The sequence below is a fragment of the Rhizobium binae genome, from assembly GCF_017357225.1.
GTDB lineage: Bacteria > Pseudomonadota > Alphaproteobacteria > Rhizobiales > Rhizobiaceae > Rhizobium > Rhizobium binae.
The window spans coordinates 859026-875297 of record NZ_CP071604.1; the positions used below are offsets into that span (position 1 = coordinate 859026).

Annotated in this window: 12 protein-coding genes, 1 tRNA gene and 2 pseudogenes; 10 read left to right on the plus strand and 5 right to left on the minus strand. The window is 58.8% G+C overall.

Annotation, left to right across the window (positions count from 1 at the left end):
- Positions 1 to 248: 248 nt before the first annotated feature.
- From J2J99_RS04120 to fcl, 3 genes and pseudogenes are all read left to right on the plus strand, one after another.
- Positions 249 to 1349, plus strand: a pseudogene (locus tag J2J99_RS04120) (IS3 family transposase).
- 330 nt (positions 1350 to 1679) lie between these two features.
- Positions 1680 to 2741, plus strand: coding sequence for a GDP-mannose 4,6-dehydratase (gmd, locus tag J2J99_RS04125; protein ID WP_168297709.1), 1062 nt, complete (start codon positions 1680 to 1682; stop codon positions 2739 to 2741).
- Positions 2742 to 3692, plus strand: coding sequence for a GDP-L-fucose synthase (gene fcl, locus J2J99_RS04130; protein ID WP_168297708.1), 951 nt, complete (start codon positions 2742 to 2744; stop codon positions 3690 to 3692).
- A 254-nt stretch (positions 3693 to 3946) separates the two neighbouring features.
- Here the strand turns inward: fcl and J2J99_RS04135 are convergent, their stop codons facing one another.
- Complete coding sequence (locus J2J99_RS04135; RefSeq protein ID WP_168297707.1) at positions 3947 to 4906, minus strand: glycosyltransferase family 92 protein; 960 nt, start codon at positions 4904 to 4906, stop codon at positions 3947 to 3949.
- Positions 4907 to 5682: 776 nt separating this feature from the next.
- Between J2J99_RS04135 and J2J99_RS04140 the strand changes: the two genes are divergently transcribed.
- The gene (locus J2J99_RS04140; RefSeq protein ID WP_168297706.1) at positions 5683 to 6492 is read left to right on the plus strand and encodes a membrane-anchored protein; all 810 of its coding nucleotides are present in this window, start codon (positions 5683 to 5685) and stop codon (positions 6490 to 6492) included.
- A 70-nt stretch (positions 6493 to 6562) separates the two neighbouring features.
- On the opposite strand, the pseudogene J2J99_RS33870 reads toward J2J99_RS04140, so the two are convergent.
- Both J2J99_RS33870 and J2J99_RS04145 read right to left on the minus strand, forming a co-directional pair.
- A pseudogene (locus tag J2J99_RS33870) lies at positions 6563 to 6673 on the minus strand (pilus assembly protein CpaA); the annotation flags it as partial.
- Positions 6674 to 6849: 176 nt separating this feature from the next.
- Positions 6850 to 6987 (minus strand): hypothetical protein, encoded by a 138-nt coding sequence (locus tag J2J99_RS04145; protein ID WP_168297705.1) that lies wholly within the window; start codon positions 6985 to 6987, stop codon positions 6850 to 6852.
- Between the two features lie 257 nt (positions 6988 to 7244).
- Between J2J99_RS04145 and J2J99_RS04150 the strand changes: the two genes are divergently transcribed.
- A complete protein-coding gene (locus J2J99_RS04150) occupies positions 7245 to 8243 on the plus strand; it encodes a hypothetical protein (RefSeq protein ID WP_168297704.1) in 999 nt (332 codons plus the stop codon).
- Positions 8244 to 8697: 454 nt separating this feature from the next.
- Here the strand turns inward: J2J99_RS04150 and J2J99_RS04155 are convergent.
- A tRNA-Gln gene (locus tag J2J99_RS04155) sits at positions 8698 to 8771 on the minus strand.
- A 246-nt stretch (positions 8772 to 9017) separates the two neighbouring features.
- Between J2J99_RS04155 and J2J99_RS04160 the strand changes: the two genes are divergently transcribed.
- The 4 genes from J2J99_RS04160 (at position 9018) to J2J99_RS04175 (ending at position 13493) form a co-directional block, all read left to right on the plus strand.
- On the plus strand, positions 9018 to 10574 hold the full coding sequence (locus J2J99_RS04160) for a Ppx/GppA phosphatase family protein (RefSeq protein WP_168297703.1): 1557 nt from the start codon (positions 9018 to 9020) through the stop codon (positions 10572 to 10574).
- Positions 10575 to 10584: 10 nt separating this feature from the next.
- On the plus strand, positions 10585 to 11292 hold the full coding sequence (locus J2J99_RS04165; protein ID WP_168297702.1) for an RlmE family RNA methyltransferase: 708 nt from the start codon (positions 10585 to 10587) through the stop codon (positions 11290 to 11292).
- 413 nt (positions 11293 to 11705) lie between these two features.
- Positions 11706 to 12980 (plus strand): O-antigen ligase family protein, encoded by a 1275-nt coding sequence (locus tag J2J99_RS04170; RefSeq protein WP_168297701.1) that lies wholly within the window; start codon positions 11706 to 11708, stop codon positions 12978 to 12980.
- 129 nt (positions 12981 to 13109) lie between these two features.
- The gene (locus J2J99_RS04175; protein WP_168297700.1) at positions 13110 to 13493 is read left to right on the plus strand and encodes a VOC family protein; all 384 of its coding nucleotides are present in this window, start codon (positions 13110 to 13112) and stop codon (positions 13491 to 13493) included.
- A gap of 5 nt (positions 13494 to 13498) precedes the next feature.
- Here the strand turns inward: J2J99_RS04175 and J2J99_RS04180 are convergent, their stop codons facing one another.
- Positions 13499 to 14920 (minus strand): DHA2 family efflux MFS transporter permease subunit, encoded by a 1422-nt coding sequence (locus J2J99_RS04180; RefSeq protein ID WP_168297699.1) that lies wholly within the window; start codon positions 14918 to 14920, stop codon positions 13499 to 13501.
- A gap of 242 nt (positions 14921 to 15162) precedes the next feature.
- Between J2J99_RS04180 and J2J99_RS04185 the strand changes: the two genes are divergently transcribed.
- A complete protein-coding gene (locus tag J2J99_RS04185; protein ID WP_168297698.1) occupies positions 15163 to 16155 on the plus strand; it encodes an MBL fold metallo-hydrolase in 993 nt (330 codons plus the stop codon).
- The last annotated feature ends 117 nt before the right edge of the window (positions 16156 to 16272 follow it).

A 16272-nucleotide genomic window follows, 5' to 3' on the forward strand; every position in this document is an offset into this window, starting at 1 on the left:
TGCACCCGTTACGTATATCAGGTCAGTCGGAACCTCAAAGCGGCGTAGCTTGGAAACTACCCCGCCTGGCTCGAATGTCTCCGCCAGTATCTGCGCGCTATCTTCAAACGACCATCTCCGACACCGCTCCGGTCCCATCAGTCGGGTCAATCTGAGCCTAGCCACGGGTGATCTGAACCCTTCAAACTGGACCGTTTTTGGTTAGAGTTTCCGGTGCAATTTCCTGGCTGGAATAGGAACGGAAGACGATGAAGGCATCGCAGTTTTCAGACGCTCAGAAGGCGTTCATTTTGAGGCAGGGTGACGAGGTTGTGTCGGTGGCGGAGATCTGCCGTAAGGCGGGGATCAGCCAGGCGACCTACTTCAACTGGAAGAAAAAATACGCCGGTATGCTGCCGCCGGAGATGAAGAAGCTGAAACAGCTCGAGGACGAGAATGCGCGGTTGAAGAGGATCGTCGCGGATTTGACGCTGGACCGCGAGATGCTGCAGGACGTCATCCGCCGAAAGCTCTGAGGCCTGCTCGGAAGCGGGAGGTGGTGAAAGGCATGTGCCGGGACTGGATGATCTCGATCCGGCGTGCCTGTGGAGCGTTGAACTTCGATCGGTCAACCTACCACTACACCTCTCGCCGTGCCGATCAGGCCGGCTTGGAACGGCGCATTCGCGAGATCTGCGAGACGCGTGTTCGTTACGGCTATCGTCGCGTGCATGTACTGTTGGAAGGCGAAGGTTGGGGCACCAACATCAAGCGAACCTACCGCATTTACAGAGACTTGGGCCTGCAGCTACGAAACAAAACACCCAAGCGCGGGGTCAAGGCAAAACTGCGGGAAGATCGGCAGATCGCCGTTGGACCGAACGATGTCTGGGCTATGGACTTCGTTCACGACCAGCTCGCGACCGGGAAGAAGCTGCGCGTCCTGACGGTGGTCGACACCTTCTCGCGTTATGTGCCGGTGCTTGATCCGCGCCATAGCTATCGCGGTGAAGATGTCGTGCAAACATTGGAACGGGTATGCCGGAAAATTGGCTATCCGAAGACAATTCGTGTCGATCAGGGAACGGAGTTTGTGTCACGTGATCTCGATCTCTGGGCCTTTGCGAAAGGCGTCACCTTGGACTTCTCGCGTCCCGGCAAGCCCACGGACAATGCCTTCATTGAGGCCTTCAATGGCCGCTTCCGGGCGGAATGCCTGAACCAGCACTGGTTTCTGACCCTTGCAGATGCCCGCGAAAAGATGGAGGATTGCATAGAGACTATAACGAGTTTCGGCCACATGGTGCGATGGCAACAAGGTGCCGATCTCGCTGATGAAATCGGCAGGCGCAACCAGCCCGCCTCCCTGAATGAAGCCGGAAAACTCTACCTTCCGGTGGTCCAACGTTTGGGAGCGGTTCAAAAGCCGCCGGGGCTCTAATCGCCGCTGGATGAAAGTTCAGTGGCATGTATGGATCAAGTCAGTCTTATGAGACGTGGCGCGCGTTTTTAGCTGCGTAGATCTGAGCCACACGCTTCGACCTTAGGTCTGAAACGATTTTGTTGACATCGGCAGATTGTGTGGTTGGATCGTGAGCGACGTGAGGTTCGGACTTGTGTCGCCTTGAGCCCGCGCGGCTAGAACGCTGTCGAGAAAGCAGTATTGTTCCATAGGATGTATTGAAAAGGCGACGCGAGAAATGACAAAAACCGCGCTTATCACTGGGGTGACTGGTCAGGACGGTGCCTATTTAGCCGAATTGCTTCTGAGCAAAGGCTACACAGTGCATGGCATAAAGCGGCGATCCTCGTCTTTCAACACCGGCCGCATCGAGCACATCTATCAGGATCCGCATGAAGCTCACCCGTGCTTCATCCTCCACTATGGCGATATGATCGACTCGACCAATCTGCTGCGGATCGTGCAGCAGACACAGCCTGACGAGATCTACAACCTTGCCGCACAAAGCCATGTCAGCGTCAGTTTCGAAATGCCCGAATATACAGCCGATGCGGATGGTATCGGAACGTTGAGGTTGCTCGAGGCTATCCGCATCCTGGGGCTTGAGAAAAAAAGCCGATTCTACCAAGCATCGACATCGGAACTCTACGGCCTCGTGCAGGAAGTGCCGCAGAACGAGAAGACGCCGTTTTATCCGCGCTCTCCCTACGCCGCAGCCAAGCTCTATGCCTATTGGATCGTCGTGAATTATCGCGAGGCCTACGGCATGCACGCGTCGAACGGCATACTGTTCAACCATGAAAGCCCGCTTCGCGGCGAGACCTTCGTCACACGCAAGATCACTATGGCGGTGGCTGCCATCAGCCTCGGCCTTCAGGATAAGCTTTACCTGGGGAACCTTGACGCCCAGCGTGACTGGGGCCATGCGCGCGAATATGTCGAGGGCATGTGGCTCATGCTGCAGCAGGACAAGCCGGGTGACTATGTATTAGCGACGGGTGAGACGACGCGTGTCCGCCAGTTTGTCGAATGGGCCTTTGCCGACGTCGGCATCACTTTGGAATGGAAGGGCTCCGCCGTCGACGAAAAGGGCTATGATGCCGCCTCCGGCGCTTGCCTTGTGGAAATCAATCCTCGGTATTTCCGTCCGACCGAAGTCGACCTTCTGCTTGGCGACCCGACCAAGGCACGTCAGAACCTGGGCTGGCACCACAAGACGCCGGTTCGTGAGCTCGCCGCTGAGATGGTGCGCGAGGATATCAAGCACTGGAAGGCTCAAGGCAGCCGGAAAGAGGTCTGAGTGTACGACTTATCCAACAAGAAGATCTGGGTTGCCGGTCATCGCGGCATGGTCGGCAGTGCTATTGTGCGCAGGCTTCAATCCGAAGATTGCACCGTCGTCATGGCCACGCGCGCCGAGGTCGACTTGAAGCGTCAGGACGAGGTCGAGAAATTTGTTGAAGCAACTCGACCTGACGCGATCATTCTCGCCGCTGCCAAGGTCGGCGGTATCCTTGCGAATGACAGCTATCCCGCCGAATTCATCTATGACAATCTGATTATAGAAACCAACATCTTCGAAGCCGCCCACCGCGGTGGCGTGCACCGGCTTCTCTTTCTAGGCTCAAGCTGCATTTATCCGAAGCTCGCTCCACAGCCGATTCCCGAAGAGGCTCTGTTAACCGGTCCGCTTGAACCGACCAACGAATGGTACGCGATCGCGAAGATCGCCGGTATTAAGCTCGCGGAAGCCTATCGCAAACAATATGGCCGGGACTACATTTCGGCCATGCCGACCAATCTATATGGCCCCGGCGATAATTTCGACCTCAATTCCAGCCATGTGCTGCCAGCGCTAATCCGCAAGGCGCATGCTGCGAAACTGCGCAATGACCCGCAAATGGTAGTCTGGGGCACAGGGACCCCGCGCCGCGAGTTCCTTCACGTCGATGACTGCGCCGACGCCCTGGTGTTTCTGCTCAAAACCTATTCGGGCTCGCAGCACGTCAATGTCGGCTCGGGCACGGATCTCGAAATAATCGAGTTGACGCATCTGGTCTGCCGCGTTGTCGGTTATGAGGGTGAGATCATCCATGATCTTTCCAAGCCGGACGGCACGCCGCGAAAACTGATGAGCAACAAGAAGCTGCAGGACATGGGTTGGGAACCGCACATTTCACTCGAGGACGGCATCAGAGCCACTTATGCCTGGTTCCTGCAATCCGAAAATGGAGCCGATCCGGCGATCTGAAGCCAAGTCGGTGAAAATCTGTTCTTTGCTATTTCCACATCGATGTATGCGGCATGGGGATGGCCCGCCTCCATCGCACATTGTGTCCAGACTATCCTCTGAATGGCAGCCAAGTCCGCATGCCAGCCGGAGCGACGGCTGGCCATTCGCAGCCGGCGGCGATCACGGATTTTGCGGAAATGAGCCGGCGACCGGATTGGCAACAAACCGTCCCGCAGCCGTTCTCTTGTAATGACGAAAGAGCGGCGCTGCGGTTAAGCCCTCTTGCGGGTAGAGAGTCTCTCCCTCAGATCGGGAATAAATCGTTGTATAGTATCGTCCGGCCGGCTGAACTCTTCAATTTTCCGGAACAATCCCCAGCGTTGCTCGGCATCGGCCGGGAGTTGAGGTCCACGCACATTGGATCCGTTGACCTTCGCCGAGAATTCCTCATGCGAGCGCGTATAATAGTGATTGAAGCGTACAGTATTGGCCTTGAGTTTTAAGGAATCCTCCCTCGGATAACGTGGCAGCGGTTCGCCGTCCTCGTTCACACCGATCTTGTTCGTGCCTTTCAGGTTGAACCAATGGGCGCTCTCGATCGACCTGATCTGAGCTGGCTGAACGATCGATTTGACGTTTAGAAGCTTTGGATATTCGCGTTGGACATCCATGGGAACTGCCTGTCGGAAGTTCTCCGTGACCAGGCCCGTGGGCCGAACGGCGTGGCCGCTCGTTCCAAAATTGACACCGGCGACACAAATCGCCTGTTCCTGCTCCCGCGCTTGCAAAAACTCGATCAATGAAGGCGCATGCGTCGGAAACATGAATTCATCGAGGTCGAAGAAAGCCATCCAGCGGCTGCGTGATCCGAAATTGCTGACGGCATGAGCATAGGCTAAAATTTGGGTGTTTGCCCAAACGCTAAAAGGACGCCACGGCACGACAGTAACAATGCCGGCATTCTCATAGCCTCTCAGTATCGACAAGGACTGATCCGTCGACCCGTTGTCATAAATATAAAAGTGAGAAATGCCAACCAGCAGATGAAATTGAATCCACTCATCGAGATACTCACCCTCATTCTTTGCGACTGTGACGCAAGACAAATAATGATCAGGGTGTGTCGTCACGACGGACTGCGGAACAACGATTGGTTCGCTTACGAGAATTTTTCCGTTGCGGGCCTGGCGGCGTTTTCTGAGCGTGGCCTTAAGCCCGTGCCACATATGCATTATTCTCTCCTGACAGTCATCCTTGTAAGCCTGCATCAGACAGCTAAGCTCGGCGTCGTCGAAACGCAAGAGGCGGCGAACTCAGGGAGGGGGCCTTGCCTTGCTGATGCAATTTATCCAGCGACCGCCGCGGTGCTGAGGCTCGTCATGCCGAGTGCCGAGACATCTGAGGCCCGTCGGTCAGAGGTTTCCTCCGCGTAGGTAAGCTACGTGGAAGTCCCTTAATGGGGGCGGCTCACGCCACACATTATATAATAATCAGAATCTTAGTAAATCGAAAGAGGTGCCGGTTCGGATCCCTCACATCAGGCCGGTGGCTTGGCTTGGGCCTCCAGAAACAGCTCGACAAGTAAATCCTCCAGCGCTGGACCGTCGTAGGAAGCCCAAGAAACCAGGTCATGGCGCAGCCTGTCATAGTCGTCGACGCCCTCTTACCCAAGGCGATCGGCGCGATGCGCCGCCCGACCAGCATGCGCACAATGTGGACGGTGCAAGCCGGAGCGCGGCCATCAATAGAGCGCGCCGCCATCGGCTCGAACAGGTTAATGGCCTTGTCGACATGGCGAAGGAAGAGCGCGCCGCCATCGAAAACAGGCACGACTTTGTGACGTCGAAGCCTTCAAATCCGAGCTGCGTGGATATACAGTGTGCTGTATCGGACCCCATCTTGCAATCTGGTAACTCTTTGTCGCAAAAGTAGTTCTTAGATTCTTGGGGCCGCTTCGCCCCTTACTTTGAGTTATTCAAGCTAAGCATGAGCTGGAGTGATACTTCGAATGCCAAATTTGCTCGAGCAGATGCATAAAATCATCTACCGCCGCATCAGATATACCCTGACCAGGCCCAAGCCTCCTAAAACCAGTGTGCCATTTGCCGGCCCTGTCGTGGTCGTCGGATCGGCACCCGTTTCCTACAAGCCCGTCGGCTTCGATGAGACATATCGCATCATTTCGGTGAACGCCTCGCAAATCGCCGTCCATGCCTGGGGCATCGATTCGCCCGACGTCACCCTCATGGGCTTCAACGAGCTCCAGGGCGGCAATACGGCAGCCGTGGAGACAAGGCGCGTCCTCACCGGGCACCGCACCGGCGCTCTCTATGTTCTCACCTGGCGGCGGGGTCAGAAGCGCCAGGGGCGCGTGGAAAACAACCTTGACGCGTTCAACTATTCCTACCGGAATCTTCATCTCGTGGGCCGCTATCAGCGCATCGCGTTGATGCACAAAACCACCGGACTGGTGAACCTTGAACTCGAAGCTGAAACCAAGTGCTCGAACGGAATGATCGCAGTGCTGTTTGCATTATACAACGGCGCCAGCGCGGTCATCATAACCGGCATAAATCCTCATTCGAATGGCCACTTATACAACAGCGCCAATCTGACCCGCAAACATACCCGTTTCGACCGGGACATCCTGATGAGGCTGCTCAGGCAAGGCTATCCCATCTACACAGCCGATCCGCACGTCTCGGAAGAAGTCGGCCTGCCGCTCTGGCAGGGCGACAAAAAACCAAAGTCAAAGGCGGCGCAACAAGCAACCGACAATTCACAACAGCGATCTTCCCCGGCTTGTCAATCGAGATGACCCGGTTCAGCTTCAAGCTGCTAGATAACACAAGGCCAAGACATCTTTAGCTGGCGCGTGTCGGGTCCGGAAGACCGATCGGCACGAAAAGTTTGGCATCGCCGGCGCGGAATAGGCCGAAGGTCCAGGGGCCGAGACCAAGGGCGAAGAGCAGGAGACCGGCCCCGATGTCGCCCTCGATACGGAGGAAAAGAGCGCTGCTTCGGTTTCAAAAAACGCTCGGCATCACCTGTCGGCCGCTGTTCTGGACATCATGGCCCCGATAAAACGATATCCGGCACGGCTGGAACTGAACAAGAAGATGACTCTTCAGAACGACACGCGGGTCCAGTCAACTCGAATGATGACGGATGGTGGTCACGTCGATGTCGTTTCCACATTGACACGGAGGGTGGTATCGAAGACATCCAGGCTCTCCGCGAAGCTCGGCGCGGCGTCAACGACAATGATTTCGCCGGCGCCGATGGTCTGTTCCACTTCCTGCAGGACAAGCACGCACTGCTCAGCCGAAACGTGAAGGTGCAAGGGTACGGCGTCGAGAGCCGGATACGGATTTGGGTCCAATGCAAGCGTGAGGACATCTATCAAGTCCTCGGCGTGATCTGGTCCAACACATGACAGTGGATCAACTCCGTGTGGCGTTTGGGACCACCGCTGTCGGTGCTTTACTTGCTCGAATAGCTAGCGGGGCAACGCCCGAGATCGATCCTCAAATCTCTGCTCACTCTTTTGGCCTCGAAGAGGAGACGGCTGTGGAGTTCTTGGACGCGGCCGCCAATATCGGCCTGATCGAGCGCCGCGAGATCTTTAGCTGTCCGGCGTGCAACGAAGCGATCGAAGCAGAGGCAGCAGCGGAGGAACTATGCCCCCTTTGCGGGGAGGCTTTCGCCGATCGCGGCGGCGTTCGACGAAAGTTCGTCTATCGATTGGACATCCGTGGTACGCGCGACATTCCTTGGGTCATCGTGATCCACGGCTTCAACACCCACGGTGAGTGGCAGCAGGACTTCAGTTGGCGCATGGGGAACAAGCTCAAGTACAGCGCCCCGGTCCTGATTTACAAGTACGGCCTCATTCGCTTCAGTGTTCTCGTCCGTTGGCGTCATCGGCAACTAGCAAGGCAGCTCGGGACCACCATCCGCTCTGCCGTCGAGTACGCGAGAGCCAACCGGATATACGAGCCGCCGGACGTGGTTCTCCATAGTTTCGGAAGCCAGTTGTTCGTCCAATTGCTCTCAACGCCCGAATTCGACGACCTGAAATTCGGGCGCGTTATAGCCGCCGGCACTGTGATCCGCCCGGACTACAATTGGACAGAGCGTATCTATCAAGGCCGTCTTGAGGCCGTGTTCTGCCATTGCGGTGGAAAGGATTGGGCGGTTCCGTTGGCGCAGTACTTCATTCCCGGGACAGGCCCTGGCGCACGCTGCGGCTTCACTGACAATGCCGCGATCAACGTTATGAATGAGAACTATGGACATGGCGGCTGTTTCGAGCTCAAGGAAGTAGAGGCCAATCTCGCCCCTGGAGGGTTGTGGGATCGCTTCCTGCGTTGGCACCCCAGCACGTTCGACGGCGATGCGAATCTATATAGACCGCGGGCATGGCGTCCGGTGTGGGCACCTATCCGGGGGGGCGTCCGCGTCGTTGGCGTCGTACTGATGGCGCTGATAGCCGCGATTGCCACTACGTCAATTTCCTGGGCGTGGTTTGAGGCAATCGAGTGGACCGGTCTAGTGAGGCTTCTATGAGTTCGTTGCGCCGCAGCTTCCATGACCTTCTTTCGGACTTTCAAACCTTCCCTGCCGACGAAGCATGGCTTTTTCGATGAGTTCGACCACGACACCGTAACGTTAGATAGCAAACCATCGTAAGGGGCCGCACAGCCATGAGCCTATCGCCGTCCACCAAAAGCGCCGTAGCGGTGAAGCCGTTGATGTGGAGTCTTAATGGATACGACGGGCCAAGTGGTGCGCGGGTATGCGCGGCCGCCAATAGAAGATGTTTCCGCGGCGAATGAGATTCTCGACCTCGTGGCGCACGGCCATGACGAATACCCTGTCTTCGCCCCAAGGGTCGGCTGCGGCGCGCCAGCGCCTGGGCATCACCTTTGGGCATCAGTTCTGGGAATCAGGTCGCCAATGATGCCAAAACGGGATCCGGCACGACTGGAAAATCAAGGAATTAAGGGTATTTAGCGAGAATTGGCTGGGGAACCTGGATTCGAACCAAGATCGACGGAGTCAGAGTCCGCTGTTCTACCATTGAACTATTCCCCAGCAAGGGCGAACCGGCGGGCGGTTCGGCTGGTGTGCGGCGCTTATAAACAAAAGCCCGCCGATTGCAAATACCTGTTTTGAAAAAATTCGGCCTTGTCAGCCAGGGCTGAAGCTATTCGGCAAATCCCTTTGCCAAAAAAGAATTTGGCGATTTTGGCGGGCGCTGATATCCTCGCGACAACGCAAAAATCGAATGAGCGCCTGCTGCATACCTCAGGGAGTTGCGCGGCGCGGTGGAAAAAGAACGTGGAAGACCCCGAAGGCGGCGTAAAGCCGCAATTTGACGGGGCGTCGGCGGCAGGGCGCAAGGACGGCAAGAAGTCCAGGCGTCGCAAGGGCAAGCGTGGCGGGCAAACCCGCAACGCGGCTCATCCCGCTTCGCATGAGCTCTCCGGCAATGCCGGGCAGCCAGCGCGCCCAATGGAAGATGCCGCCGGACATCCGGCCCGCAAGCGAAAGCGGCGCCGTCGCGGCGGCCATGGCGCTTCGCAGGAGCTCGCGCTTCGACCCCAGCCGATGGAACCGACGGGTGTCGCAGCCAATGCCGCCCGGTCTGATGGTGAATCGCCGTCGAGCCGGCGCAACCGCCGCAAGCATCGCGGCAAGCGCGGCCTGCAGGGCCGGCCGCTGACATCGGTAAAGCCTCCCCATATCCAGCTGCAGGAAAACCAGGTTGAAGAGACGGCGCGTGCCGCCGTCCCGCGCGAGATGCAGAACGGGGCCGGCGTCGGCCGCAAGGGCCGCCCGGAGGCCCACGCGCACCAGGGCGACCGCCAGGCAGCCGAGCATGCCTGGCCGGACGAGCTCTATGCCGCTCTCGATCTCGGCACCAACAATTGCCGTCTGCTCATTGCCCAGCCGACCCGTCCGGGCCAGTTCCGCGTCGTCGACGCCTTTTCCCGCATCGTCCGCCTCGGCGAAGGCCTTGCGGCGAGCGGCCGTCTGTCCGACGAGGCGATGGAGAGGGCGATCGAGGCGCTGAGGGTCTGCGCCTCCAAGCTCCGGAACCGGGAGATCCGCCGCATGCGGCTGATCGCCACCGAGGCCTGCCGCCAGGCGGTCAACGGCGAAGAATTTCTCGGTCGCGTCGTTGCCGAAACCGGCCTCGAGCTCGAAATCATCGATCGGGAGACCGAGGCGCGTCTTGCCGTCTCCGGCTGCTCTTCGCTCGTCGGCCGCGAGACACGCTCCGTCGTTCTCTTCGACATCGGCGGCGGCTCGTCGGAGATCGCCGTCATTCGCATCGGCGACAATCGCTTAAGCCGGCTCGCCAATCACATCACTCACTGGACGTCGCTGCCGGTCGGCGTCGTCACGCTGTCGGAGCGTCACGGCGGACGCGACGTCACGCCGGATGTTTTCGAAGGCATGGTGCGTGAGGTCGAAGGCATGCTCGGCCGGTTCGATTGCCCCGAGATCGAAATTGCCCAGACCGGCGATTTCCATCTGATCGGGACGTCGGGCACGGTGACGACGCTTGCCGGCGTTCATCTCGACCTGCCGCGCTACGACCGGCGCAAGGTCGATGGTATCTGGCTGTCCGACGACGAGGTCTCCGCCATGCAGGCAAAGCTGCTCTCCTGGGATTTCGACAGCCGCGCCGCCAATCCCTGCATCGGGCCAGATCGGGCCGATCTGGTGCTCGCAGGCTGCGCCATTCTCGAGGCGATCCGCCGCCGATGGCCGAGCCCGCGCATGCGCGTTGCCGATCGCGGCTTGAGGGAAGGCCTGCTCACCGACATGATGGCCGATGACGGCGTGTGGCGGCGCAATCGCAATCGCCGCGGCCAACGTGCGAAATGAGGAAAAAGGCATGACCAAGGCACCGATCGCGGGAAACCGCACCGGCCGCAAGCTCGGCCAGCGCGTCAAGAACAAAAAGATGAAGGCGTCCTCCCGCCAGTGGCTGCAGCGCCACATCAACGATCCCTATGTGCAGCGCGCCCAACTCGAAGGCTATCGCGCCCGCGCCGCCTTCAAGCTGTTGGAGATCGATGAGAAATACCACATCCTGCGCGGCGCCAGGCGCATCATCGATCTGGGGGCAGCCCCCGGCAGCTGGTCGCAGATCGCCGCCAAGGTCACCGGCTCGACGGATGAGGATATCCGTGTGGCCGCGATCGATTTCCTCGAAATGGCCCAGCTTCCCGGCGTCAAGATCCTGCAGCTCGATTTCCTCGATCCGAGTGCGCCGGAAAAGCTGATGGAGGCTGTCGGCGGCACGCCCGATCTCGTCATTTCCGATATGGCCGCGCCGACCACGGGTCACCACCGCACCGATCATCTGCGCACCATGCACCTGTGCGAAGTTGCGGCCCATTTCGCGATCGAAGTGTTGGGGGAGGGCGGGCATTTCCTCACCAAGACCTTCCAGGGCGGCACCGAGCGCGATCTGCTCACTATGCTGAAGCAGAACTTCCGCCAGGTCGTCCACGTCAAGCCGAACGCGTCGCGCGCCGAATCGGTCGAAATGTTCCTGCTGGCCAAGGGCTTCAAAGGGCGCAAGGCGGAAGCTGAATAGCAAGCTTGATCTTCGGGCCAGTCTTGTCCGATGATGGCGATCCTAATTGAATCCAGATGGTCCTAAGTCGGTCCAACTCTTGTGGGGCACAACACCGCCCACCGCCCTAGCGGCGCATTCGATCGTGTCCATACGGTTCCGGGCAAGGATAGCTGTTAGCCGCGCTCAATCACGGCGTCTCGCATGCAAGCGATACCGATCAGAGATCAAACCAGCCTGCACCTCGGCCGTGCCTTTCTGCCGATCAACTTGATTCGCGCGTCGCATCGTTGATCATTGTGGAAATTGGGTTACGGCGATTCGGAATTCTGTTGTCTGAATACCGCATTGAATAAGGTTATGGATTGCGCCCGGCTTGACAGCCGACATCACGATCCGTAGCGAGGCAGGACCGATACGATCAGGCCGGTAAAATGAAATATTTCAAACAACTCATGATAGAAGCGCTTTATCCCGGGAATGGGGCTGTAAGTGCACACGACCGCAACAACGGCATCGCTGTCTTTCTCTTTGCAATCCTACCAGGACTTTCGCCGAATTTTAACGCCTTCATCCTCCTCGCGTCGATGCTGTGGGGTGCCTTCTCTCTAGCGACAGGCCGCCTTGCCTTGAACCTGTCGAGATCCGACCGGCTGGTTGCCATCGGTATGTCGATGTACCCCCTGGTGATGATCGCCAGCATCGTCATCAATCCGCCTTACTCCGAAGTCCCAGACTGGATATTCCGGCTCCTGCCCTTCTTTTCGATCTGGCTGATATTGCCGCGAATGCGCCAATCTCCCGATGGCCGCCTCGTACCGCTCTTCATCCTCGGCGCTGGGATCGGCATGATCGCTACCTTTCTGCTCAGTCTCCTTCAGATCGCGTTTCTTATGGACCGGCCGGAGGGCGGGACTACGAACGCTGCCCTGCTCGGGATCATAGGCATTCTCTTCGGCGGCATTGCGCTCCTCAACCTTCAATCTCCTAAAAGCATGGAGCAAAGGATTGCGATTTTGGGATATGCCGCCGGTCTCGGCTGCGTTCTGCTGTCGGGAACGCGCTCGGCTTGGCTGGTCATTCCCGTTCATATCGTCATCTTTCTCTGGTTTTTTCGCAAACGCGGCTTCCATCTGAGCTTGCGCAGCCTCGCCATTACCGGCTCCTTGTTGTTTGTGGGCCTTGTTGCCTTGGGTAGCGGCCCGGTTCTTCATCGCATTCAGGAGCTTCAGGAAAATCTGACATCGCTCGAAAGCACCGACGGTCAGATCACCTCGCTCAGCGCAAGGTTTGCTTTGTACAAAGGTGCACTGTCGGCGATCAGTAAGGACCCTTTGACTGGTTACGGTCCGCAAAACCGGATGACTTCGGTTTTGGCAGAGCTGCCCGATAACATAAGGCCGCAGCTGTCCTTCACGCATGTCCACAACGGTTTTCTGACCGCGGGAATCGATGCCGGCGTTTTCGGCATCGCAGCGCTTTCGCTGATGCTGCTCACACCAGTTATCGGCGCGTGGAGAAAAGAAGCCGGGCCGGGCCGCGATCTGGCGATTGCGCTCGCTCTTCTGCTCTTCAGCAGCTACGTCATAACCGGCAGCTTTGGCATCATGTTTAACCAGAAGGCTCTGGATCCGATCTTCGCCTACATGGTGGCCCTAATCTGCACGGATCGAGGCAGCATACGCTTTGCGCCCGTTGTTTCGAGCTGACGGTCATCCACATGGGCGGCTGGCCAAGGGCTTCGAAGGGCGTAAGGCCGAAGCCTGAACAGCAAGCTTGATCTTTGGGCCGATCATGTCGGATGATAGCCGGCTTGAGGATAGTGGGCTGCTGATCCAATGCTTCTTTACATTACGCTAGGAACCAACGATCTCGATCGCGCAGGGCATTTCTATGATGCCGTTCTGCCCGTGCTCGGCTATCGCCGCCAGCATTGTTCGCAGGAGGAGATCGGTTATTCCGCCGAGGGCGATACGCGCTGCCGCTTCTGGGTGGTGACGCCCTTCAATCGCCGCCGGGCGACTGCGGGCAATGGCGCCATGGTCGCGTTCTCAGCCGAAACGCGGGCCGCCGTCGATGCCTTCCATGCGGCGGCAATTGCGGCAGGCGCCGCCGATGAAGGCGGGCCGGGTCTGCGCTCCTACCATGCCCATTTTTATGCCGCCTATGTCCGCGATCTCGACGGCAATAAGCTCTCTGCCGTCTGCGAGAGCCCTGGATAGAAGGCTTATTTCACGGCTTGCTGGTCGGCTTCGATCGGTCCCGCCAGGCGCCTTGAGCGGTGACCGGAAACCAGAGCGCCGGCGTTGCGGTCCATCCTGATGAAGGGGATGGTCGCAATTACGGTCAATCCGGCGATGATGTAGAAGGCAAGGTGGAAATCGGCCACCTGCAGCGCCTCGCCCCTGAAATAGATCGAGCTTTCCAGGATCGCGGCCGCGACCGCGACGCCGAGCGCCAGGCTGATCTGCTGCATCACCGAGCTCATCGAGGTCGCCTGGCTCGCTTGCGCATCGTCGATATCGGCAAAGGCAAGCGCATTGACGCCGGTGAACATGAAGGAGCGGGAGAAGCCGCCGATGAGCAGCACGCCGATGATGACGAGATGCGGCGTTGCCGGTGTGAACAGGCCGGTAGTGACGGTGACGACAGTCGTCACCATGGCGGCGCAAAGAAGCGTCGTGCGGAAGCCAATGGCTGCGAAGACGCGCTTTGCCATGAATTTGGTGGTGATCGCGCCGATCGCGCCGGCAAAGGTGATGAGGCCGGATTGGAACGGAGTCAGCCCGAAGCCGAGCTGCAGCATCAGCGGCGTCAGGAACGGCATGGCGCCGACGCAGATGCGAAACAGCGTGCCGCCCACGGTCGAGGCGCGGAATGTCGGGTTCTTGAACAGGCCGAGGTTGAGGATCGGCGCCGGGTGGCGCTTTGCATGGCGGATATAGAGAAAGCCGCACAGGAGGCCGATGCCGGTTGCGGCGACGCCGATGATCGGCGGCAGGGCCGGCAGGCTGACCACAGACAGGCCGAAGACGACGCCGGCGGCCGAAAGCGAGGTGAGCACGAAACCGGTGAAATCGAGCTTCGGCGGCGCTGTCGCCTCCACTTCCGGCAGGAAGATCGTCGCCAGCCAAATGCCGATGATGCCGACCGGCACGTTGATCAGGAAGATCCAGTGCCAGCTGAAATAGGTGGTGATGAAGCCGCCGAGCGGTGGTCCGGTGAGCGGGCCGACAAGGGCCGGGATGGTGAGCAGCGCCATGGCCGAGACAAGATCGCTTCGCCGTGTCGTGCGCACAAGCACGAGACGGCCGACCGGCGTCATCATCGCCCCGCCCATGCCCTGCAGGAAGCGGGCAAAGACGAACTCGACAAGGCTGGAGGAGATGGCGCAGAAGATCGAGCCGATGACGAAGACCGAGATGGCAAGGCGGAAGATTTTCTTGGCGCCAAATCTGTCGGCCATCCAGCCGCTGACCGGAATGAACACCGCAAGCGCCACCATATAGGAGGTCAGCGCCAGCTTCAGCGTGATCGGCCCGACATGGAGGTCTGCGGCGATCGCCGGCAGCGCCGTCGAGATCACGGTAGAGTCCATCTGTTCCATGAAGAGAGCGACGGCGAGGATGAGCGGGACGATGCGGTTCATAGGCGGGAGCCTTGATGGGCGCGGATGGAAGCGGGAAGAGCCCGTGCTGTTTAGTCCGAGTTCCGGGAGCTGCCAATGCTCAAATCCGGTCCGTTGCGGTATTTGCTTCACGTCTGCGTGAGACGGCTTGTCCGACAAGCTCCGCTATCAAGATTGAAATATGTTTACGCTGCCGGGGCAAGAAATCCCTCCGAGTATCATCGGCCGCGCAGCCGCAAAACACGCGTCATGGGGCTGAATATATGGCAATTTCAACGCGAATGACACGGCGCAGGCTGTTTGCCGCCAGCCTCGGCCTGCTGGCGGCGCCGGCAATTTTGAGAAAGAAGGCCGATGCGGCCGTCACTGGAGCAAGCAGACGTATGGATATAGCGCCTTTACCCGAAATCAATCAGTTCAAGCTCGGTTCCTATAAGTTCACCGTCGTCAGGGACGGGATCAATATCTCGGAAAAACCTTATGAGACCTATGGCACCGATCAGCATCCCCAAGCCGTCCAGGCGTTGCTGACCGCCAACTTCCTGCCGGCCGACAAGCTCCTGAACAGCTATGCCCCTGTTCTCATCGATACCGGCTCCGATCGCATTCTCGTCGATACCGGCTTTGGCGCGGCCGGCCGCGCCCGCGGGCTCGGAAAGCTCGCCGAGGGCCTGAAGGTGGCGGGATATTCGCCCGAGGACGTGACCCTGGTGGCTCTGACCCATCTGCACGGCGATCACATCGGCGGCCTGATGGAAGATGGCGCGCCCGCCTTCCGCAATGCTCGTTATGTCATCGGTGCGGCCGAATATGCTTTCTGGTCGAACACTGCGCGCGAGGGCACGCCGGCCGAGGCCGGGCACAAGGCGGTGCTCGCCAATGTGGTGCCGCTTGCCGAAAAAGCCGCCTTCATCAAGGACGGCGCCGGTGTCGCGCCCGGCATCACCGCGATGCTGGCGGCCGGCCACTCGCCTGGTCACATGGTGTTCCATGTCGAATCCGAGGGCAAACGCCTCGTGCTGACCGGCGATACGGCCAATCACTACATCCTGTCGCTGCTGCGGCCGGATTGGGAAGTCCGCTTCGATATGGACAAGGCGCAGGCAGCCACCACGCGCCGCAAGGTTTTCGACATGATCGCGACCGACAAGATCGCCTTCCTCGGCTATCACATGCCGTTCCCGGCGGTCGGTTTTGTCGAACGGCAGGATGGCGGCTACCGCTTCGTGGCGAAGACCTATCAGTTCGATATCTGATTCCCGGAAATGCTCCGGCTGCATGGCACCCATGACGAGCCCGGCCCACATGCCGGGCTTTTTGCTATTTCCTTCCTGTCATAGACGTGTTACCAGCCCTCGCCAACTTCCAAGCAA

What these genes read in the sequence shown, in the direction of transcription:
- gmd (WP_168297709.1), top strand. Translation starts at nt 1,680, where the DNA reads ATGACAAAAACCGCGCTTATCACTGGGGTGACTGGTCAGGACGGTGCC.
- J2J99_RS04135 (WP_168297707.1), bottom strand. Translation starts at nt 4,906, where the DNA reads ATGCATATGTGGCACGGGCTTAAGGCCACGCTCAGAAAACGCCGCCAG.
- J2J99_RS04140 (WP_168297706.1), top strand. Translation starts at nt 5,683, where the DNA reads ATGCCAAATTTGCTCGAGCAGATGCATAAAATCATCTACCGCCGCATC.
- J2J99_RS04165 (WP_168297702.1), top strand. Translation starts at nt 10,585, where the DNA reads ATGACCAAGGCACCGATCGCGGGAAACCGCACCGGCCGCAAGCTCGGC.
- J2J99_RS04170 (WP_168297701.1), top strand. Translation starts at nt 11,706, where the DNA reads ATGAAATATTTCAAACAACTCATGATAGAAGCGCTTTATCCCGGGAAT.
- J2J99_RS04175 (WP_168297700.1), top strand. Translation starts at nt 13,110, where the DNA reads ATGCTTCTTTACATTACGCTAGGAACCAACGATCTCGATCGCGCAGGG.
- J2J99_RS04180 (WP_168297699.1), bottom strand. Translation starts at nt 14,920, where the DNA reads ATGAACCGCATCGTCCCGCTCATCCTCGCCGTCGCTCTCTTCATGGAA.
- J2J99_RS04185 (WP_168297698.1), top strand. Translation starts at nt 15,163, where the DNA reads ATGGCAATTTCAACGCGAATGACACGGCGCAGGCTGTTTGCCGCCAGC.